Genomic DNA, 20919 nt, shown 5'->3' on the forward strand with positions numbered 1-20919 from the left:
TTGCTAGACTTTCAACTTCCTGATAAATCACACCCGAATAAAAATCTTCTTACGGTACAGGACATAAAGTACAATCCACTGGATCAGGATCAGGCCTGCCGAAAGAATGAATTTTTGTGCGGCCTGATTTTCAAATAGTTCGGAAAATCCTTTAAAAAAGAAATCACGGCTACCATTTAAGGGAAGATACCATTTTGCCGCATAAACCGTGATAGCATTCATGCCAATGGGGACAAAAAACCAGCCAAACCATTTCATATTCCACACATCTATGACTGTATAGAAAAGGGCCAGAAGAAGCAACGACCATCCGGCTGACCACAGCACATAGGATGGCGTCCACAGCCCTTTGATGATGGGAATGATGTAACTCCACAGCCACCCGAGCACCAGACAGCCCAGGCCTGCTACCACTAATTCAATGCTGCACCGAAGAATTGGTTGGCGAAAGGATTTGATCCGCTGCCCGACCAAACCACCCAATAGCCCGAGCATCCCGGCTGTAAAAATCCGGATAGTACCTTCCGCATCATAAACCCCGACCGCCAGATTGGTTTTGATAAAATTGCGGTCCAGCCAGGCAGCAAGGTTGTTTTCCGGAGTGATCACCTCGCCTTTGCCCGGATATGGCAGATAGAAAATGACCAGATTATAGATAATCAGGACGCCGAAAAAAATAAGGAGTCGATACTTCCAGCTTTCAACATGAAGATTGATGCTTGCCCCGATCAGATAACTCATTCCGATCAGCCATAAGACCTGGTAAAGACGGATGGCATCCCATTGAAATTTAAACAGGCTAAAACTCAGTCCAATTAAAACCAGTATGAATGTTCGCTTTATTATCCGGATCTGCAATTTGCTGACCGGCACTCCTTTCGCTTTATCAGAAAGCACCGAGTATGGTACCGTAACTCCGGAAATAAAAATGAAGAGCGGAAAAATCAAATCCAGGAAATGAAATCCATCCCATGTTACATGCTCCATTTGCAATGCTAATCCATCCACCCAACTTTTCGGAAATCCCAGCAAATCTACCAATGCAACCAGCATGCCAGCTCCACCGATGATCCAAAACATGTCAAAGCCGCGTAAAGCATCAAGGGACATCAAGCGGGTTTTCTTGATTTCAGTGTTTTCCTCAGCCATGCAGTCCGGTGGTTATCAGGTTATTCATTAGCAATAAATATAGCTTAATCAAAAGGTTTATTTGAACCCAATTCGCGTCCCGAATTTCATTGCATAGGGTATTTTCGAATCTTAGCAGGTCCATATCGTTATCAGGCATCCTGTGCTGCAGTGGAGTAGCCGGCTATCAGCACCCCATCAGCAACCGGTCCGGGAAACGATTCGACACGACCCATCCTGCCCCACCCCGGACTAAATGAAATTCAGAAAAATTTGTTTTGAGCGGGGTATTGAAGAACATTTTGCCTTAACGATTGTATAAACGAGGGAAGTTTGCATTTATGACACCTCCGGTACAGCCTGCGAAAAGTACGTGGACCATTGAATAATCGTTTGCTTAACCTCGGTAAAATCAAATCAGGTATCTTTGACCCTGATCGGGTCCTGGTCATTATAAAGCATTACCAGGGAATTGTCATCCTGGTATTTGCTGGTGTGCAAGTGTTCATGCTCAATCGTTGGCCGGGATTACAGGTGTTACGCGAGCAATGATCTGCAAATTACCAGAATACTTTAACCTTCAAATAAACCATGTATGTTCATCGACAAGATTAAACAACTCTTCACCGGAAATAAAAGTAGCAGCACCAGTACTTCCTCAACAGGGCACACCGGCATCGTGAAGTACTTCAGCTTTCGCAAGGGATTCGGCTTCATCATCGATGATGCATCAAAGAAGGACATTTATGTCCATCATAGCGGCCTGATCGATAAAGTCCGCAAGGGGGATCAGGTGGAGTTTAAGCTGGATAAAAATGATCAGGGCCTAATAGCCATAGAGGTGCGCAGACAACCCAACACCAAGCCGAAATAATAATCTCCTATCTGCGAATTAATCCCAGGTTGATACCCGTTTTTTCAAACCCTTTTCCCTATTTTGACCATCCAGCGAATAAGGATGAAGAAGAACGAACTGGAGTTCCAATTACGTAATATTTTACCTGCCGGGAGGGTCAAAACACGTTTGATCGACCGGTATGCCTATGCCAGCGACGCCAGCCACTTTTACCTTCTTCCGGAAGCAGTAGTACAGCCGATTACGGTGGATGAAGTGAAGTCATTGTTCCGGATTTCCCACCAATTAAAAGTGCCTATGACATTCCGCGCTGGAGGCACGAGCTTGTCCGGTCAGGGCCTCAGCGATGGCATCCTGGTTGACCTGAGCAATTATTGGCGGAAGATCATTCCCGAGCAGAATGGCCATTTGGTCCGGGTAGAGCCCGGAGCGATCGGAGCTCATGTCAACCGCGTATTACGACCTTTCGGACGCAAGATCGGACCGGATCCGGCATCGATCAATGCGGCCATGATGGGTGGGATCCTTTCCAACAATTCCAGTGGCATGTGCTGCGGGGTACTTAACAACTCCTACCATACCCTGCAATCCATGACCTTTCTGCTGCCCAATGGCCATACTTACAATACGGAGATCCAAAGCGATTATGAGCGCTTTGAGCAGGAGGACTCCGAAATTGCAGAAGGGATCATCCATCTGAAGCAGGGCATCCTGAGCCAACCCGATCTGGTTCACCGAATCCGAAAAAAGTATCAGCAAAAAAACACCGTAGGGTACGGACTAAATGCTTTTCTCGACTTTGAACATCCTCTTGATATTCTGACCCATGTCCTGATCGGAGGGGAAGGAACGCTGGCCTTCATTGCTGAGGCAGTGCTCAGAACCCTGCCCGACCTGCCCCACAAACTGACGGGAATGCTTTATTTTGATCATCCGGCTACGGCCTGTGCTTCCATAGCGGAATTAAAAACGACCGGTGCTGAAGCCCTGGAATTTATGGACCGGGCTTCTCTGCGATCGGTCGAAAATATGCCCGGAGTCCCCCCATTTCTCAAAGAATTACCAGAAAATGCTTCAGCCATACTTTGTGAGTTTCAGCAAAACACGCCTGCTGCCCTGAAGGATCAGTATCAGGCTGCTGAACCGCTGTTTGCCCAGCTCCCCCTGATCATGGCTCCACAATTCACCAGTGATCCTGCCGAGCAGGCCCTCCTCTGGAAGATACGCAAAGGCATGTATCCTTCCGTTGCCGGCATGCGGGCCAAAGGGACCTCGGCACTATTGGAGGATATTACCTTCCCGGTGGACCGATTAGGAGATGCTGTCATCGATATCCAGGCCCTATTTAAAAAACATGGCTACGAACAAGGCATCATCTTCGGACATGCCAAGGATGGTAATCTGCACTTCGTGGTCTCCCAGTCGTTTGCCACTGAAAAGGACATTGCTGATTACGAACTGTTTAACGACGACTTGTTCAGCATGGTACTGAAAAAGTACGATGGCTCTTTGAAAGGAGAACACAGTTCAGGAAGAGCTGTCACCGCTTACATTCCCAAAGAGTGGGGTCCGGATGCGTATGCCATCATGGAAAAACTTAAAAACCTGGTCGACCCGGAGCATCTGCTAAACCCGGGCATTGTCGTTTCCGATGATCCCTTGACCCATATCCATAACCTGAAGGTTATGCCTGTGGTAGACCCTGAAGTCGACCGATGCATCGAATGTGGTTTTTGTGAACATGTATGCCCAAGCCGCGACCTGACCCTTACTCCACGGCGAAGAATTGGTATCCGGAGGGCCATCAAACGGGCTCAGATGACCGGGCAACATCAAACTGCAAAAGAACTGCAGCAAGCATTTCAATACGACGGTATGGATACCTGTGCGGTGGATGGTCTTTGCGCCACGCAATGTCCTGTTGATATCAATACCGGTGATCTGATCAAAAAACTGCGAAGAGAAAAGCATTCGGCTATTCAGAACAGTCTGGCTAAATGGACCGCCAATAACTTCAGCATTGCCGAAGCCGCTGCCCGGGTGGCGCTCAAAACCGGGCAGCGCATCAATAAAATTCTGGGCAAAAACCGGATGACCCGGACCACCCACTGGATGCGGAAAAGACATTTACCGATACCTCAGTGGTCGAACGCGCTCAATGAGCTGAGTGTACCTAAATCTGGTAAAATCATGGACTCCGGCCAGGGCTTCACAACCCAGCTGGAAGTGTGCTATTTTTCATCATGCATTACCCGCATGATGGATGGAGAATTCTTAAACCATTTTTTATCCGTCTGTCACAAAACCGGGATAGGGCTCATCTATCCGGATCCCATAAACGGGGCCTGCTGCGGTCAGATCTTTTCATCCAAAGGGTACCAACCGGCATTTGAAATTATGGTCAACAAGACCATCAACCGATTGTATGAAGCATCGAAACAGGGAACATTGCCAATTGTGCTGGATGTAACCAGCTGCACCCAAACCATCCGGGGTTGCCGACCCTACCTACAGGATGAAAACCAGATAAAATTCGATACATTGGAATTTTTGGATATCATTGAATTTGCAGCAGACTTCATGCTGCCCAGGCTAAAAATTACGCACCCAAAGAATCGCATTGTATTGCACCCGGTCTGTTCAGCGGTAAAAATGGACTTGGTTTCCAAGTTGCAAAAAATTGGAAATGCCTGCGCCGAAAATTGCCTGATCCCAGCTAGTGCCGGCTGTTGCGGAATGGCCGGTGACCGTGGATTTTTAGTTCCTGAATTGACTACTGCGGCAACCAGGCTGGAAGCTTCTGAAGTACAGTCGCTGTCCGATAACAATGGTTGCTATTCAACATCTAAAACCTGCGAAATGGCTATGTCAGAGGCCGTCGGTAAAAATTATGCCTCGATATTGAAACTATTGGATGAGGTGTCCATATAATCGAATCTTCATCCTTAAATTTGTGCTGCTAAGCCAGAATTGACATGTCAACAACCTTTAATCCCCCTACCCGAGTATTGATGGGTCCCGGACCATCCGACGCGCATCCGCGTGTTTTGCAAGCCATGGCAAGGCCCCTGATCGGACATCTGGATCCGGAATTTATCCGGCTCATGGATCAGGTCAAAACCATGATCCAGGACACCTTATACACCCGTAATCATCTCACCTTTGTTGTTTCAGCTCCAGGCAGTGCAGGTATGGAGACCTGTCTGGTCAATTTGCTGGAACCCGGCGATGAATGCATCATCTGCATTAATGGTGTATTCGGTGGCAGAATGGCAGACATAGCATCCCGTTGCGGCGCCACCGTCCATAAAGTTGAAACCGAGTGGGGTAAAATCACCGAACCTGACCAGGTGCGGGCGGCACTGAAGATCTGCCCGAAACCCAAACTACTTGCACTGGTACACGCTGAAACCTCCACCGGAGCTCTGCAACCCATCCGGGAAATCAGTGACCTGGTCCATGAGGTAGGCGCGTTATTGGTGGTTGACGCAGTCACTTCCTACGGTGGCGTACGACTGCATATGGATGAATGGGGCATTGATGCCCTGTATTCCGGATCACAAAAGTGCCTGAGCGCCCCTCCCGGATTATCACCCGTAAGTCTTTCCGCTGCAGCGATCGATGTTCTGGATCACCGCAAAACCAAGGTTCAGTCCTGGTTTCTGGATCTGACCATGGTTAAAAACTACTGGGAAGGCTCACGCCGCGCCTACCACCATACCGCACCGGTTTCTGCGATTTACGCATTGCATGAAGCACTGGCACTGGTGATCGAAGAAGGTATTGAACACCGTTGGGAACGTCATCACCAGGTACACCTGCTCCTGAGATCCAAACTCGAAGCATTGGGCTTCCGCTATCTGGTGGAAGAAGATTACCGGCTTCCAAATCTGAATTCCGTTTATCTGCCGGAGGGCGTTGATGAAGCTGTTATGCGCCAGCGCTTGCTGAATGAATACAATATTGAGGTGGGTGGCGGACTCGGCGCCTTCGCAGGGAAAATCTGGCGGATAGGCCTGATGGGAGAAAGCTGTACACCCAATCACGTGCATATGCTGATCGGCGCACTGGAGGATCTGCTTCCTTAAGAGCTTAATGATCCTTGGTATACACCATTACTTGGTGGTCTGTAATAAGCGGGGCTAAAGGGTTGTATCGCTTGCGGATGAAGAATGTGTTTTTATCCGGTCGGTAGCTTTGCGCTCGATACTTCTCCAGGCTGTGACAAACCCCATTGCTTTCCGCATTTCATACAAAGTCTTCTGAACTTCCTTTCGAACTTTTTGTGTGCCATCATAAATGACCTCGTCGACAAACCCTTTCTGTTGTTCGAAATGAGCCCTGCGTTCCCGGATAGGATCCAGAAAGGCATTTAGCGCCCTTGCCAGCTTTTCTTTTACTTCCACATCGCCAACCGTTCCCTGCTGGTAACGTTCTTTCAGGTTCTGAATTTCTGCTTTGTCGGGATTGAATATATCGTGGTAAATAAACACGGGATTCCCTTCTATCCTACCGGGGATGTCAGCCCGGATCCGATTCGGATCGGTGAACATACCCATGACTTTCTTATCAACCGATTTGCTGTCATCTGACAAATAGATGGTGTTATTCAGTGATTTGCTCATCTTGGCACCTCCGTCTGTCCCTACCAGGGTAGGCACATCACCCACCAGTACCTCCGGTATCGGAAATACCTCTCCATAGAGGTGATTGAAGCGACGGGCGATCTCCCGGGTTACTTCCACATGGGCTGCATTATCCTTTCCCACGGGTACAAGCTCACCTTTGACACACAGGATATCAGCCGATTGCAGCACCGGATAGCCCAGCAGGCCGTACGGCATTTCGGATTTGCCGGTATCGCGGGCCATTTCTTTCAGACTGGGGATCCGTTCAAGCCGAGGTACAGAGATAAGATTTTGAAACAGGGTGTTCATTTCCGCTACTTCCGGGATTGCCGACTGCAGATAGAAAGTTGCCAGATCAGGGTCAATACCTGCTGCGATGTTATCCAGTACCAGGTGCCGGGCATTTTCAGCCGTTTTCTGAATGTCCTCCTTGCTATTTTTAGTGGTCAGCATGTGCAGGTCGGCAATGATGAAAAAACACTCATAGGCCCGATGCAGTCGCACACGATTTTCCAGGGTGCCCACGTAATGACCCAAATGCAATTTCCCGGTTGGGCGGTCTCCGGTCAGGATCCTTTTCTTAGCATGCTCCATCCGGCAAAGGTAACGAAATTCCTCCCTCATCCCATCTTCAATGCCCCTGGCTGTATCAGCGTATAGTTATGAAGCATTGAGGTCTTTGGGATTCCTTTTCCCTTTATCCTTTATCCTTTCTCCTTTGTCCTTTGTCCTTTATCCTTTCTCCTTTTCCCTTTATCCCCATTCTAACCTCATTTCACCTTCAGGGTTACTTCCTGCCATCCTGGCATGCCCAACTCCCGGGAACGGGGGGTAGGCAACGATCCTCCCAGATATACCTTAAAGTCACCGGATTCCACCTTTTGGCTGCCATCGTTCAGTACTAAGGCCAGTTGCTCAGGCCCGATGGTAAACTCGACCGTTGTTTCTTCACCGGGTTTTAGGTGTATCCGTTTTACCCCTTTCAATGAAAACAGCGGTGTCGGCGCCGATCCGGCAACATCGTGAATGTACAACTGCACCACTTCATCGGATGCGTAGGAGCCACTATTCCTTACGACAACCGAAGCCACCGTGGATCCATTGGCCATAATCTCCGATGCAGATAATTTAAGGTTACTGTACTCAAAAGTGGTGTAACTCAATCCAAAGCCGAACGGATACAAAGGCTCCGCTTCCATGTAGCGATAGGTCCGGCCGGTCATGTTATAATCCTCATAGGGCGGCAGCTGATCCAGGCTCTTAGGAAATGTTACCGGCAGTCTTCCGGAAGGCGAAACCTTGCCAAAAAGGATATCAGCAACAGCATGTCCGCCCTCTTCACCGGGATACCAGGCCATGATAACAGCATCGGCAATTTCCTGCACCTCGGTCAGATTGAGCGGGCACCCCCCGGTGATGATGGCGATAACAGGTTTATTGTGACCTTGCTTCAGCTTCCGGAGGAATTCGATCTGGTGTGGAGGAATGATGTATTCGAGCATATCACCGGCATGGTCGGAAGCGATGGCCGCACCCTCTTCACCTTCGAGGGCGCCGGTGATCCCCAGAACGGCAAAATTGGCATCACTGCCGGCGGCATTTCCGGTGGTCCAGTCGGCAGGATTCGTATTCGGCCGGTCGAGCAGAATACCCGTCCGGTATTGAAGCTGACTCCCTGGAGCAATGGCTGCGGATATCCCTTCCAGAAAGGTGACCATTTCCGGATTGACTCCGTAATAGTTGCCGATCAGAGCATCTATATTGGCGGCATTGGGACCCGTAATGAAATACTTGGGCAAATCATTTCTCAAAGGCAGGACACCATTATTCTTAAGGAGAACAATCCCTTTCTCCGCAGTCTCCCGCGCCAGTTCCCGGTGAGATGAACTATTGATCACCTCAGGACCTATGTGCGCATAGGGATTATCATCATCCGCATCAAACATACCCAGTTTAAACCGGGTTACCATCAGGTGACTCAGTGCCTCATCAATCTCCTTTTCCGTTATCAGGCCACGCTTGACGGCATCCACGAGTGAACCATAAGAGTTGCCACAATTCAGAACAACGCCGTTTTTTACTGCTTCGGCAGAGGCTTCAGCAGCATCGGCGGAGAAATGATGGCCGGTGCGGCTGTAAAAATCAGCGATTGCCCAGCAATCACTCAAAATATGTCCCTTAAAACCCCAGGACTTAACCAATATATCCTGAAGCACGCGGTGGTTTGCGCAACAAGGTTCGCCATCGGTGGCATTGTAGGCGCACATCACTGCTTCCACGCCTGCATTGACCAGGCTATGAAAGGCAGGCAAATAGGTTTCATTCAGATCCTTCTCCGATACTACCGCATCAAATTCGTGACGCAATTTTTCCGGGCCGCTGTGGACTACGAAATGTTTTGCACACGCTGCGGTTTTCAGGTAATGCGGATCGTCGCCCTGCATGCCCCGGACAAATGCTGCACCCAACTGACTGGTAAGGAACGGATCTTCACCATACGTCTCCTGGCCCCGCCCCCAGCGAGGGTCCCGGAATATATTGACATTGGGAGACCAGAAAGTAAGGCCACCATACTGTTCATGGTATCCCTGATTGATCGCCGCCTGGTACATGGCGCGAGCCTCATCGGAAATGGCGTCCGCCACCCGGTAGATCAGGCTGGGGTCAAATGTCGCACCCAATCCGATGGCCTGAGGGAATATGGTCGCAGTTCCGGACCGTGCTATCCCATGCAGTGCTTCATTCCACCAGTTGTAGGCAGGCAATCCCAGCCGAGGAATGGCCGGCGCTGAATGCATCATCTGGTCGGCTTTTTCTTCCAGGGTCATGCGGCTGACCAAATCCGCAGCGCGCCGTTCATAACTCAGCCTGGTGTCCAGATAATCCGGGGACTGTGCCATACACCAGCCGGTAAAACCGATCACCATACATGCTGGTAAAATATTCTTAAGCTTCATATCAGGTATTTTAATTGGCGGATCTTCCCAAAATGGTGTTGGAAAGTAAATTATTGATTCAAAAGTGGTTTGAAAAGTTACCAGGCACTTTTTTAATAAAAGAAAACCTTAATCAGTCTCACCGGTGATCTAATTCACTAATGAAGTCCTGTGACATGCGGTAATTCGCTGCATCAAAACATAAAAGCTGATCATGCTCCATGCAAATAATTTCAGAATGCCCCTATTGATCTTTAGCCTATTCTTATTGATTCTTGGATGTAACCAGACATCAAATGGCATAGAAACCCAATCGACAGCCGCTGAAAACGTAAACCGGTATTGTGTTGTCTGCCATACCAGCCAAAACTTACCGGAAGAAAGCCTGATTGCCCCTCCGCTGGAAGCGGTAAAGCGTCGCTATCAGACAGAGTATCCGGTCCGGGATACATTTATACAGCAAATGACCTCCTTCGTACTGTATCCGGACCATGAGAAAGCCCTCATGTTCGGCGCTGTCCGCAGGTTCCAGATCATGCCGAAACAGCCCATAGAGGGCGCGGCAATTGCAGAGATCGCGGCCTTTATATTTGACAACAGGCTGGACCAGCCGGATTGGTTTGAGGCCCATTATCAACAGAGTCATCCGCAAGCCAGTGCAAGCCTTCCCGACTATCAGGATCAATTTAAACAACTGGACGAGACTATGGATCTGCATCTGAACGAAGGGGCAAAATGGATCATACCGAACGAACTTTTCGCCAGAGTAAGACAACTCCAGGCTTATGTCAATAGCCTGAAGTCAGAAAACAGCCTGGAGGATTATCCGATAATAGCACAAGCCATCCGAAGCAAAATGCCGTCCACCTCAATGAGCGCTTTTGATAACAATACGGTATACAGGAATTTCCAAAGTGTCCTGGAAACAAAAATCGCCTACCTGGAACAATCGGAAACCAAAGAGCAGGGTGAATATGCCTTGCTGCAGATCAACCAACAACTGCTGTTGTTTGATGCTTACTTTATGGCTAAAGAATAAATCCGCCGGCTGAAGGATAAGTCCGGAAATCGCTTATTTTCAGGTCAAAATTAAGTTGTACATGATTGGAATGGAACAGACCATGCGCTGGTTCGGGCCGAATGATCCGGTATCGTTGCGTGATATCCGGCAGGCAGGATGTACCGGAATAGTGACCGCCCTGCATCATTTACCGGTAGGTGTGGTGTGGACGGTGGATGAGATCCGGTCCCGGCAGGCAGAGATTGAATCAGCAGGTATGAATTGGTCGGTCGTAGAGAGTTTGCCTGTTCATGAAGATATTAAAAAAAGGAGTGGGAATTACCGGCAATACATAGCCAATTACCGGGAAAGCCTCCGTAATCTGGGTTCCTGCGGGGTCCCTGTCGTCACATACAACTTTATGCCGATCCTGGACTGGGTACGAACCAATCTGGAGTATGTGGTCGAAGATGGCAGCCGGGCATTGCGCTTTGAGCTGGAGGCATTGATTGCCTTTGATCTTTTTATGCTGGAGCGGCCAAATGCCGCACAGGAGTACTCTCCGTCCCATATCGCGATGGCCAAAGTCTATTTTGACCAATTAGGTGACCAAGCTAAGCAAGAGCTCTACAATACCATCCTGCAGGGATTGCCCGGCAGTGAAGAATCCTTTACAAAGGAAGAAGTTCTTACCGCGTTAAATCAATACCGCCACATTGGTCCGGATGACCTTAAGAGTCACTTATTTGAATTTTTAGAGGAGGTAACGCCCACTGCAGAAGAAGCTGGCGTAGTCTTGGCAATCCATCCCGACGATCCGCCATTTTCTGTGCTTGGACTGCCGCGGATCATGAGTACCGAGCAGGATATTGCCGACCTGATAACTGCGGTTCCCGCTCTGTCAAACGGTCTTTGTTTTTGTACCGGGTCTTACGGAGCGCGGCCGGACAACGATGTGTCAGGCATGGCGGCACGCTATGCAGATAGGGTTTATTTCTTGCACCTCCGTAATACCAGACGGGATTCCAGCGAACATTTTTATGAGGCGAATCACCTGGAGGGCGATACCAATTTACCGGAAGTGATCTTACAGATGACCCTGGAAATGCAGCGGCGCAAACAATCCATACCGGTGCGCCCCGATCATGGCCATCAGATGCTGGACGACCTGGATAAAAAGACCTATCCTGGCTACAGTGCCATCGGTAGATTAAGAGGGTTGGCCGAAATCCGCGGTGTCGAAGCGGGCATCCAGCACTTGTTAAAAGCCACCCAATCCTTATGAATGCTACCGGGTTGATTTTGATCTTCGGGCTGATGATTGGATTGGTCCTGTTCTGGTACCTATTGTTTAAAAAGCCAAAAGCTCCTGCTATCCGGCCGTTTCCTCCCATGTGGAGGGAATTTTTACTGAAAGAGGTGAAATTTTATCAGCAACTTTCTTCCGGGGACAGATTGCAGTTCGAACAACGGATCCAGACCTTTCTTCAAAACGTACAGATCACCGGTGTTGGCACTGAAATCAATGATGACGATCGCCTTCTGGTAGCTGCCAGTAGCGTGATTCCGGTTTTTCATTTTCCGAAATGGACCAGTTATCCCAATCTCGATGAAGTACTGATTTATCCAAACTCCTTTCGCGAGGAGGATTATGGTACGGAAGGTAAAGACCGTGCTGTACTAGGCATGGTAGGCTGGGGTCCCATGAATCGCAAGATCATTTTTTCCCGCCCATCTTTACACCGAGGGTTTGAACAGGAAGGTCTTACGAACACCGGTATTCATGAGTTTATCCATCTAATTGATAAAGCAGACGGGGCCACCGATGGGGTGCCCGAATATTTCCTGCAGAAGCAATACGTGGTGCCCTGGATGCAATTGATCTACCGGGAAATTGAAGCCATACACGCAGGAAAATCAGATATTCCGCCCTACGGCGCTACCAATCAAACTGAGTTTTTCGCGGTTGCCGGCACCTATTTTTTCCAGCAGCCTCACCGTTTCGCTACCGAACACCCGGAACTTTTCCAGATGCTGGAGGGCATCTTCAACCTGTCTTCTGCTGACACTCAAAAATAATTTTCAGGCTGCAGGATGACCTGGAATTGATTTGTGGTCTTTTTCCGAAAAGACTGTAATATGACCGAATCTACCGAAAACAAAAACAAATTCTTCTACTGGTATTTTATGGGAACCGTTACCCTGGGGGTGGCCATGATCATTGTCTATGTTGTCATGAACTGGATGCATCATACCAGCTGATCTGAATTAACTCCATTCCCGACTTTCTTAATATTGTCCGGAACATCTGATCGCACCAGGTGGGTCTAAAGATGAACTATCAACTGGCATCAGGAACCGTCCGGCAGTTAATCCTTTAATGTATTTCAAAGGAAGGATCAAAATCCGGATTTGGAGTTGCCGGAATCGGGGCACCCGTCTCCTGCCACCAAGCAGTCATCATAGACCTTAAGGTATCCTCGACGGGTAATTGCCGGGAATCGAGATTGATTTTTTCACCGGGATCTGCTGACAAATCATACAACTCGTATTGTTGGTCTTCCATAAAATAATGCAGCTTCCAGTTGTGGTATCTCATCGTAGTGCCAGGCCTGGTCCGGAACAATGGATCCCGGCTCTCGTCATCCCCTACCTTGTACGCCTCCAGATAAACCGGAAAATGCCAATAAAGCGCACGGTCTGATAATGGCTTATCTTCCAACAGCAATTTGCCCAATGATAATCCATCCGTTTGGGGTATCGGTGCAATCCCTGCCAGATCCAGGATGGTAGAAAAGAGATCCAGCTGGCTTACCGGGGTGTTGACAACCATTCCCGCCGGAATTTTCCCGGGCCAATAAAAGATTAGTGGCACACGGACACCTCCCTCGTAATAGCTTCCTTTACCAGCCCGTAAAGGCCACTGGCGGGAGAGGTAGGAAATTCCTCCGTTGTCGGAAGTGACGATCACAAGCGTGTTAGATCCTGGATCCAGGCTTTCCAGTATCCGGAGTATGCGCCCGATATTCCAGTCCAACCGGGTGACCATCGCCGCATAATCCGCATTTGATCCCTGACCATCTGATGGCGGCTTATCCCGGTAGTGCTCCACAAGATCCTCAGGTCCCTGCAGGGGTGTGTGAATGGCAAAATAAGGCAGGTATAGGAAAAAAGGTTTCTGTTTATCACTCCGGATAAACCGGATCGCTTCATCCGTCAGTCGGTCTGTGAGGTATTCGCCAGTAGGCCCGTCAGACAACGCAGCATTAGCATACGGACTATAGTAGCTTTTAGGGTGTCCGGCAGATGTACCTCCAATATTAATATCAAAACCCTGACTGCGCGGATCGGCCCCAATGTGCCATTTGCCTATCGAACATGTCTGGTATCCGGATTGATGCAATACTTCCGCGATGGTGGTAAAACTGTCATGCAGTACCATGGTATTTGAGGCAGGAATCAATTGCCGCGCCCGACGGTCTCCCCTTTCTGACGGGCTGACTGTATAGATTCCATGTCTCGGCGTATTGAGGCCGGTTAACAGGCAAGCCCGGCTGGGTGCACAGTTGGATGCACCGGCATAGGCCTGGGTAAACCAGGTGCTCCGTTCACTCAACGCATCCAGATTTGGCGTCTCATAATATCCAGACCCCATAAAACCCACATCTTTCCAGCCGAGATCATCCGCCACAATCAGGACGATATTTGGTTTATCATTTTTGACTGCCGGATGACAGGAAAAGCCAAGAAATGCCATTCCGCAAAGACAGGGAAGCCAACTCCTGAATGAGGCAACACAAACCGGATTGAAGAGAAAAAGCATATAGAAAGTTAACAATATCGGGGTTGATCTGAAGAAAATTCCATTCGAAGTTGCCTCCCGGAAGGATTTCGAGTAATTTAATCGTATACAGTTCAGAATAATATTGAAATATTTCTCTGGTATAGCAATCATTTGGTTTACTTCCCTGCTTTTGATGCATGGTGGGTCCACTTCTGCACAATCGGCCAGGCTGAATGTGAGTGACTTCGTATTATCCGGGGATACCCGCCAAATTGGGGACCGGTGCTTCCGGCTTACGGAAGCCGTAGACTGGGCTTCGGGCTCAATCTGGTACAAAGCGCCCATCCGCCTGGATGCCTCCTTCGAGATGCAGCTCCAATTGATGCTGGGCTGTGATGACCGCACCGGAGCGGACGGGATGGTATTTGTTTTCTCTCCCTATGCTAAAGTCACCGGTCACGCGGGAGAAGGCATGGGTTTCTCCGGTTTGTATCCATCCCTGGGCATTGAAATCGACACCTGGGAAAATGAACATCTTTCAGACCCTCCCCAGGACCATGTGGCAATTCTTCAACATGGGTATGTGGATCATCTGTTTAACCTGGAGGGGCCGGTGATCATCAGGAATGTGGAAGACTGCCAGCTCCATGACTTTACCATCCGATGGGATGAGCCCGGTAAAACTTTGAGCCTGCAGCTGGATGGTGAAATGGTGATCTCTTATCATGGTAATCTTGTAAAGGAACTTTTTGCAGGCAATCCGGTGGTCTACTGGGGCGTTACCGCCGCCACCGGGAAATTCAACAACCGGCAGGAGATCTGTTTCGAAAAACTGGAATTCAGTTCTCCCGCGCCGTTAGCGGTTTATACCCCTGCAGAAGCCAGGGCATTGCTCGGAGGCAAATTGTCCACCCTCGCACATGTCAGTTATCAAAGCGGCAGCACCAGACTATTGCCTGAGTCAGAACAGGAATTGTATAAACTCCTGCAATTGCTGCAGGCAAACCCTGCGCACAAGATCATCATTCAGGGTCATACGGATAACCAGGGCTCCGCCCAGGTAAACCAACAGTTATCGGAAAAGCGTGCTCAGGCTATTGCCAATTTTTTGATATCCCATGGGATAAAACCAGACCGTATCCAGGTCCAGGGGTTAGGCGAAGATTTCCCGGAACAATCCAATGAAACCCCGGCAGGGCGCCTCAGGAACCGGCGTATCATGGTCCAGCTCTACAAGCCACGGGCATAAACAAGATGAAGTCAATACAGATGTATTAATCTTCGTGTGGCATTGAATGGCCTGAAATCAGCTCTCTATTTCATCCAGACTGTCTTCACATTCACAAACTCCATGATGCCGTGGTGTGAAAGCTCGCGGCCGAAACCGCTGAGGTTGATGCCTCCGAAGGGAAGCCGGGGATCTGATTTCACCAATCCGTTTACAAAGCAGCTGCCGGCCTGCACTTCGTACTGGGCAATGCGTTTTGCCTTTTCCTGGTCCCTGGAAAAAACTGCCGCTCCCAGGCCAAAAACGGAATCGTTGGCCAGTGCGATAGCATGTTCTTCACTTTCCGCCCGGATCAGGGGTGCAACCGGCCCAAACAATTCTTCCTCAAAAGCGGGCATATCCGGTGTGACATTCCCCAGGACCGTAGGAGGATAAAACGCACCCTCGCCGATCGGGATCCTGCCACCCAGCAGAATTTTGGCCCCCATTGCGACCGATCGAACAACCTGATCGTGCAGATCATCCCTGAGATCAAGACGGGCTAAAGGGCCTATACCGGTATCTGGGCTGGAAGGATCACCCATACCGATCGCTTGCATTGCCTGGACAAATTGTTTGGCAAATGCATCATACACTTCGGGGACGATAATAAACCTTTTGGCTGCTATGCAGGACTGACCGGCATTGATCAATCGGCTCTGAACACAGGTCTTTACAGCCAGGTCGATGTCTGCATCGGCTAAAATGAGGTATGGGTCGCTACCGCCCAGTTCTAGTACGCACTTCTTTAGCTGTTTACCCGCCTCGGCAGCTACCGAACGACCCGCGCCATCACTACCGGTAAGTGTTATCGCTTTGACTCTGGGATGGGCGATCACATCCCGCACTTTGGAAGAAGGAATCAGTAATGTGATAAATGCATCCTCAGGGAATCCGGCTTGCCGGAAGAGGTCCTGGATAGCCAACGCACATCCGCTCACATTGCTGGCATGTTTCAACAACGCTGTATTGCCTGCCATCAGCGCCGGAGCAGCAAAACGGAAGACCTGCCAAAATGGAAAATTCCAGGGCATGACAGCCAGTATCACTCCTAATGGTTCGCAAGCCACGTAGCTGAGCGAAGCATCGGTATCAATCACTTCGTTCTGCAGGAAAAATTCGGCATGATCGGCATAATAGGTGCAAGCCCAGGCACACTTATCCACTTCAGCAAGAGCCTCTGCCGTCTTCTTTCCCATTTCGAGTGTCATCAAAAGACCTAATTTTTCCCGGTTGGTGTGCAGCAAGTCAGCCAATACTTTCAATTTGGCTGCTCGCTCTGCAAAGGGAGTCCGCCGGTACCCCTCCCAGCAGCGGTGTGAACGCTCGATACAGTCTTCTACATTCGGAGTTTCCGGATAAGTGTGTATCAGGGCACCGCTGGCCGGATTTATGGATTCGAACATGTTTCTGAACATTTTTTGCTGATCTGCAAGGTAATGCATTGAAAAGGAATTAGCCAGAAGATAACCCAACGGATCGGCAAAGGCCTGGTCATTAAAGCAAGAACTCCGCCCGCTGCCGGACGGAGTCAAATACTTAATTTATGCTGAAACTGAGAAGTGTCGTTGTCAATTGTAGAGCGCTGCAAAACTGCAGGTTTCTTCCAGCTTATGCCGGGCCCTGGCCAGGCGCATCTTGACGGCAGAGATGGTCAGATTGGTTGAAGTGCTGATCTCCTTCAGAGATTTGGACTCAAGGTATTTCATCCGGAAGATGTCGCGCATATTCAGAGGCAACCGGGTGGCTGCATCCAGGAGTTGCGCATAGTGCATTTCATGGTCCTGAAGCTGTATTTGTTCATCCTCTTCCTCTGCACGGATCCCGCAAACGAGAGGAGCCACATCATCCAGTTTCACACAGGCACTGGTTTTCAGGTGGTCCATACATTCGTTCTTCACGGACCGGAATATCCAGAACTGGAAGAATTGCTCTTCCCGTAACTGACCGATCTTATCCAATGCATTAATAAATACATCCTGAGCAATGTCAAAGGCAGCTTCCTTGTCGGAGGTCAGCTTCAGGCAGTATTGAAAAAGGCGTGGAAAGTAACGGCTGTAGAGTTGTGAAATGGCAGCATTGTTCTGGTCCAGCTTAATCTGGCGTACTAAATCGGCGTCGGTAGAAAGTGATGCTTGCATCGGTGTGTTTGTTTCAAACAAATGTAGACTGTATTGACCTCCCCGATACGAGGGTTTCAGCGTAATTTGAAGCAGGCGATTTACGTATTTTTCTCTACGAGATTTTCGTAGATCGCGGGTGAAGCATCAATGACCGGGATCGATAAGCTTATTTTTCAACGCGTAGCGAACCAGCCCTGCCGTATTCTTTACACCCAGTTTTTCCAGGATATTGGTGCGATGCGTATCGACGGTACGGATGCTGATGAAAAGCTTGTCGGCTATTTCCTGATTTGAATATTCTTCTGCAATCAGCTGGAGGACTTCAATCTCCCGTTTGGTCAGCGGTATACGCTCCGGTTCATTTTGTTTTTTACCCCGGATCAGCTGATGCAGGATGGTCTGTGACACATGCTGGGAATAATAGGTATCACCTCTGGCCACCGTTCGGATAGCCTGTAACAATTCGGTAGCACCGGCTTCTTTCAATAGGTATCCGGAAGCTCCTGCCTCCAGCATTTTCAGGATATAGGTCGATTCATCGTGCATGGACAACACGAGTACCGGCAATGCGGGATAGTGTTCCTTGATCCATTTACAGACGGCTTCGCCAGGCATGCCAGGCATATGGATATCAAGTATGACCAGATCACAGCCAGGCAAATTCTCGCACTGGTCGATAACTTCTTTTCCAGAAGAAGCCTGACCTACAACCTGAATGTCTTGTTCCTGACCCAACAGAGAGACCAGTCCGTCACGAAAAATTTTATGATCGTCAGCTATCAGTATCCTGATCATATCACCGGTATTTCCACCAACGCCAATACCCCTTTGCCGGGTTGAGATTCCAGGACAAAAGTCCCTTCCAGAGAGCGGGTCCGATTGCGAACATTGCGGAGGCCAATTCCGCTGTCGGCGGGGTCCAGATTTCCCATACCTATGCCATCATCCTCTACGCTGAGTGTCAGGTTAGCACCATCGAAAGATAACTGGACATGAATATGACTGGCCTGAGCGTGTTTCAGTGCATTATGTAAAAGTTCCTGGGCAATGCGATAGATGCCAAGTTCTTTGCCCTGTTCCAGGCGAGACACCGATTTCGGGGCATAATAGGTGATCTCGAGGCCGGGTTGTTCCATCCGCTCGCACAGGCTTTTCAGGGCCGGGGATAATCCGAAATCAAGCAGTGACCCCGGTATCAGTGCATGGGATACAGCCCGGATCTCCCGGGAAGCCGTATGGATGAGCTCTTTGAGTTCACCGGCTACATCTGGTTCACCCGGCGCAGCGGGAGATATACTCTGATCCACTTTCAGTTGGATGGCGGACATCAGCGGACCTACACCGTCATGCAGTTCCCTGGCCAGGCGCATACGCTCCAGTTCCTGCCCTTCCACCATTGCTTCGAGGTTCTTATGTTCCAATTGCTTCAATTCGGTTACATCTGAGGTGATAACCAGTATACCTCCCATCAAAGGCTTTCCCCAGATGTTCAGGTATTTGCCTGCCTCTGTTCGGGAAGCGAAGATGCGAAAGGGTTTAAAATTGTTGGAGGATTGTTTGTGGATGACTTTGAAGAGACCTTCGATGGCGTAAAAAAGTTGATGGTACGAACGTTTTTCAATGGGTTGCTGCGGGTCGAGCTGCAAATGCATGAAAGCATGCTGATTGTGCCAGAGTTCCTGCTTATTCTCGTCAAGTAATACCAGTCCAAAGGGTAACTGACGTACGATATGTTCATTTAACAATGTGCTATCCAAAGACGATCATCAGTTTGATTCTTCAATCCAATATCCCTTTTCTCCGGACATTAAACAAAAACCATAACACAGGTAGTCCGCTTCTTCGCTCAATTTATGCTTTTGATAAAATTCGATCCGCACATTTTCGATCGACACGGTTTTCTGCAAATCCGGAATATGGATCATTCCCTGCAATGGGACCATCCTAAGCGTGTATCCCCGCTTTTTCAGATCTTCGATCAATTTTTCCCGCAGTCCGGCAATTTCCATAACGCGCATGAATCGTTTCTGGAAGAGACTGAATAAGCCGAACTGGTCACCGGATTAATTCCAGTGAGGATTCAGAACTTTCAAAAAGGTCAATCCGTAAAGTTCAAATTCACCTTCATATTTCTGTCGATAGGTATCCTGCAGGTTTTGCCGTTGTTCTTCATCCATCAGGATGAGTTCTTCCGGATCGATGGCATTTTCCATGTCCCGTTCTGCCAAACGGTCACACAATTCCTCCCAGAATGCATCATCCTGAAAGTTTGCCAGAAACTCAAATGCCTCAGCCTGTAGATCTTCAGCAAGAGTCAAATTGCCATCCGTGGAGGTGCTGCTAACAAAATCCAGGCCTTCCCGCCAGGCAGCTTTCATAAACAGGTGAAGCAATTTTTCCAGTGCAACCGCTTCTTCCTGATCCAGCGTCTCCCCGTTCTCATGAATCCACTTGGCCCAAAACAATGTCTTCAACAATATTCGGTATTGGGCTTGCGACATCTTAGCCATATTCTCTGCGTTTAGTTTTTCCAATTGATTCCCTTCGGCATCAGGTGCTTTCACCCCTGCCTATAACCAGCTAGCTGAACCTGTGAGTAAGTTATATTTTTACATTAATAATTCATATATATATCGAAAAAAATAATCTCTTTTTTAAAACGCCTGCTTTAGGCTGCCTCACTGCTGTAAGAATCGTCCAAGACCAATATTGCGTTAACGATATTTAAGCGGGATGACCAGCTTCAGCCCGGACCAGATCGCGTTGACAGAAACCACTTTAACGTCGACAAGCCGGTGTGCCAGGGCCAAATCGCGAATGACATCCTCGGTCACATCGGACTTCCTGCCCGATGACTTCTTAGGCCAGGAGACCCAAATCATTCCGTTCGTTACGATCAGATCCCTCAACCAGGGCAGGTTTGCAGCCAGTTGATCCCGGGAGACTTCGAAATAATGGATGATGTCCATTCCGGCTTCAGGATTCTGAACCCATTGTATCCCATCCGGTAACACGTCAAAAAAAGAGCGGTATTCAGGGGGCTGGTTCAGGCAGCATATGCGTAAGTCCGGCTTGAAGCCTAATTTTCTGGCCAGCGGTGTTCCGGGTGGTTGCATGGTTCATATATGGCTTTAGTCTATTCACATAACGGTACTGGTTGCGACACCTATACGTTATATGCTCCATTGATCCTGGCA

The 20919-nt window shown here is 49.0% G+C and carries 18 protein-coding genes; 7 read left to right on the top strand and 11 right to left on the bottom strand.

Going from position 1 to position 20919, the window contains the following annotated elements; translation table 11 throughout:
* Positions 1 to 27 precede the first annotated feature (27 nt).
* Complete coding sequence (locus tag H6570_10005) at positions 28 to 1149, bottom strand: hypothetical protein (protein MCB9319605.1); 1122 nt, start codon at positions 1147 to 1149, stop codon at positions 28 to 30.
* A gap of 574 nt (positions 1150 to 1723) precedes the next feature.
* Here H6570_10005 and H6570_10010 point away from each other — a divergent pair.
* The 3 genes from H6570_10010 (at position 1724) to H6570_10020 (ending at position 6072) form a co-directional block, all read left to right on the top strand.
* Complete coding sequence (locus H6570_10010) at positions 1724 to 2002, top strand: cold shock domain-containing protein (protein MCB9319606.1); 279 nt, start codon at positions 1724 to 1726, stop codon at positions 2000 to 2002.
* Positions 2003 to 2086: 84 nt separating this feature from the next.
* A complete protein-coding gene (locus H6570_10015; protein MCB9319607.1) occupies positions 2087 to 4915 on the top strand; it encodes an FAD-binding oxidoreductase in 2829 nt (942 codons plus the stop codon).
* 44 nt (positions 4916 to 4959) lie between these two features.
* A complete protein-coding gene (locus H6570_10020) occupies positions 4960 to 6072 on the top strand; it encodes an alanine--glyoxylate aminotransferase family protein (GenBank protein ID MCB9319608.1) in 1113 nt (370 codons plus the stop codon).
* 54 nt (positions 6073 to 6126) lie between these two features.
* On the opposite strand, the gene trpS is transcribed toward H6570_10020, so the two are convergent.
* Positions 6127 to 7206, bottom strand: a complete 1080-nt coding sequence (trpS, locus tag H6570_10025; protein ID MCB9319609.1) for a tryptophan--tRNA ligase — start codon at positions 7204 to 7206, stop codon at positions 6127 to 6129.
* Positions 7207 to 7382: 176 nt separating this feature from the next.
* Positions 7383 to 9569, bottom strand: coding sequence for a glycoside hydrolase family 3 C-terminal domain-containing protein (locus H6570_10030; GenBank protein ID MCB9319610.1), 2187 nt, complete (start codon positions 9567 to 9569; stop codon positions 7383 to 7385).
* A gap of 217 nt (positions 9570 to 9786) precedes the next feature.
* Here H6570_10030 and H6570_10035 point away from each other — a divergent pair, with 217 nt between their 5' ends.
* The 3 genes from H6570_10035 (at position 9787) to H6570_10045 (ending at position 12627) form a co-directional block, all read left to right on the top strand.
* Positions 9787 to 10587 (top strand): hypothetical protein, encoded by an 801-nt coding sequence (locus H6570_10035; GenBank protein MCB9319611.1) that lies wholly within the window; start codon positions 9787 to 9789, stop codon positions 10585 to 10587.
* A gap of 61 nt (positions 10588 to 10648) precedes the next feature.
* Complete coding sequence (gene uxuA / locus H6570_10040; GenBank protein MCB9319612.1) at positions 10649 to 11833, top strand: mannonate dehydratase; 1185 nt, start codon at positions 10649 to 10651, stop codon at positions 11831 to 11833.
* 41 nt (positions 11834 to 11874) lie between these two features.
* Positions 11875 to 12627, top strand: a complete 753-nt coding sequence (locus tag H6570_10045; GenBank protein MCB9319613.1) for a zinc-dependent peptidase — start codon at positions 11875 to 11877, stop codon at positions 12625 to 12627.
* A gap of 298 nt (positions 12628 to 12925) precedes the next feature.
* On the opposite strand, the gene H6570_10050 is transcribed toward H6570_10045, so the two are convergent.
* A complete protein-coding gene (locus H6570_10050) occupies positions 12926 to 14305 on the bottom strand; it encodes a sulfatase (protein MCB9319614.1) in 1380 nt (459 codons plus the stop codon).
* 220 nt (positions 14306 to 14525) lie between these two features.
* Here H6570_10050 and H6570_10055 point away from each other — a divergent pair, with 220 nt between their 5' ends.
* Positions 14526 to 15581, top strand: a complete 1056-nt coding sequence (locus tag H6570_10055) for an OmpA family protein (GenBank protein MCB9319615.1) — start codon at positions 14526 to 14528, stop codon at positions 15579 to 15581.
* Positions 15582 to 15646: 65 nt separating this feature from the next.
* On the opposite strand, the gene H6570_10060 is transcribed toward H6570_10055, so the two are convergent.
* The 7 genes from H6570_10060 to H6570_10090 all read right to left on the bottom strand — a co-directional run bounded on the left by H6570_10060 (position 15647) and on the right by H6570_10090 (position 20838).
* Positions 15647 to 17005 (bottom strand): NAD-dependent succinate-semialdehyde dehydrogenase, encoded by a 1359-nt coding sequence (locus H6570_10060; GenBank protein MCB9319616.1) that lies wholly within the window; start codon positions 17003 to 17005, stop codon positions 15647 to 15649.
* A 165-nt stretch (positions 17006 to 17170) separates the two neighbouring features.
* The gene (locus tag H6570_10065) at positions 17171 to 17740 is read right to left on the bottom strand and encodes an RNA polymerase sigma factor (GenBank protein MCB9319617.1); all 570 of its coding nucleotides are present in this window, start codon (positions 17738 to 17740) and stop codon (positions 17171 to 17173) included.
* Between the two features lie 126 nt (positions 17741 to 17866).
* Entirely contained in the window at positions 17867 to 18517 is a 651-nt protein-coding gene (locus H6570_10070) for a response regulator transcription factor (protein ID MCB9319618.1), read from the bottom strand.
* Positions 18514 to 19479 carry a sensor histidine kinase gene (locus H6570_10075; protein MCB9319619.1) on the bottom strand — a complete coding sequence of 322 codons (966 nt, stop codon included), beginning with the start codon at positions 19477 to 19479 and terminating at the stop codon, positions 18514 to 18516. Before H6570_10075 ends, H6570_10070 begins: the two co-directional genes overlap by 4 nt.
* A gap of 9 nt (positions 19480 to 19488) precedes the next feature.
* Positions 19489 to 19740, bottom strand: a complete 252-nt coding sequence (locus H6570_10080; protein MCB9319620.1) for a hypothetical protein — start codon at positions 19738 to 19740, stop codon at positions 19489 to 19491.
* Positions 19741 to 19785: 45 nt separating this feature from the next.
* A complete protein-coding gene (locus H6570_10085; GenBank protein ID MCB9319621.1) occupies positions 19786 to 20232 on the bottom strand; it encodes a hypothetical protein in 447 nt (148 codons plus the stop codon).
* Positions 20233 to 20436: 204 nt separating this feature from the next.
* On the bottom strand, positions 20437 to 20838 hold the full coding sequence (locus tag H6570_10090; protein ID MCB9319622.1) for a DUF3052 domain-containing protein: 402 nt from the start codon (positions 20836 to 20838) through the stop codon (positions 20437 to 20439).
* Positions 20839 to 20919: the final 81 nt, after the last annotated feature.

The organism is Lewinellaceae bacterium, assembly GCA_020636135.1.
Lineage (GTDB): Bacteria > Bacteroidota > Bacteroidia > Chitinophagales > Saprospiraceae > JAGQXC01.

Excerpts from the sequence above, each read along its gene's own strand:
- H6570_10005 (MCB9319605.1), bottom strand. The coding sequence starts at position 1,149 with ATGGCTGAGGAAAACACTGAAATCAAGAAAACCCGCTTGATGTCCCTT.
- H6570_10010 (MCB9319606.1), top strand. The coding sequence starts at position 1,724 with ATGTTCATCGACAAGATTAAACAACTCTTCACCGGAAATAAAAGTAGC.
- H6570_10015 (MCB9319607.1), top strand. The coding sequence starts at position 2,087 with ATGAAGAAGAACGAACTGGAGTTCCAATTACGTAATATTTTACCTGCC.
- H6570_10020 (MCB9319608.1), top strand. The coding sequence starts at position 4,960 with ATGTCAACAACCTTTAATCCCCCTACCCGAGTATTGATGGGTCCCGGA.
- trpS (MCB9319609.1), bottom strand. The coding sequence starts at position 7,206 with ATGGAGCATGCTAAGAAAAGGATCCTGACCGGAGACCGCCCAACCGGG.
- H6570_10030 (MCB9319610.1), bottom strand. The coding sequence starts at position 9,569 with ATGAAGCTTAAGAATATTTTACCAGCATGTATGGTGATCGGTTTTACC.
- H6570_10035 (MCB9319611.1), top strand. The coding sequence starts at position 9,787 with ATGCCCCTATTGATCTTTAGCCTATTCTTATTGATTCTTGGATGTAAC.
- uxuA (MCB9319612.1), top strand. The coding sequence starts at position 10,649 with ATGATTGGAATGGAACAGACCATGCGCTGGTTCGGGCCGAATGATCCG.
- H6570_10050 (MCB9319614.1), bottom strand. The coding sequence starts at position 14,305 with ATGGCATTTCTTGGCTTTTCCTGTCATCCGGCAGTCAAAAATGATAAA.
- H6570_10055 (MCB9319615.1), top strand. The coding sequence starts at position 14,526 with ATGCATGGTGGGTCCACTTCTGCACAATCGGCCAGGCTGAATGTGAGT.
- H6570_10060 (MCB9319616.1), bottom strand. The coding sequence starts at position 17,005 with ATGTTCGAATCCATAAATCCGGCCAGCGGTGCCCTGATACACACTTAT.
- H6570_10065 (MCB9319617.1), bottom strand. The coding sequence starts at position 17,740 with ATGCAAGCATCACTTTCTACCGACGCCGATTTAGTACGCCAGATTAAG.
- H6570_10070 (MCB9319618.1), bottom strand. The coding sequence starts at position 18,517 with ATGATCAGGATACTGATAGCTGACGATCATAAAATTTTTCGTGACGGA.
- H6570_10080 (MCB9319620.1), bottom strand. The coding sequence starts at position 19,740 with ATGCGCGTTATGGAAATTGCCGGACTGCGGGAAAAATTGATCGAAGAT.
- H6570_10085 (MCB9319621.1), bottom strand. The coding sequence starts at position 20,232 with ATGGCTAAGATGTCGCAAGCCCAATACCGAATATTGTTGAAGACATTG.
- H6570_10090 (MCB9319622.1), bottom strand. The coding sequence starts at position 20,838 with ATGCAACCACCCGGAACACCGCTGGCCAGAAAATTAGGCTTCAAGCCG.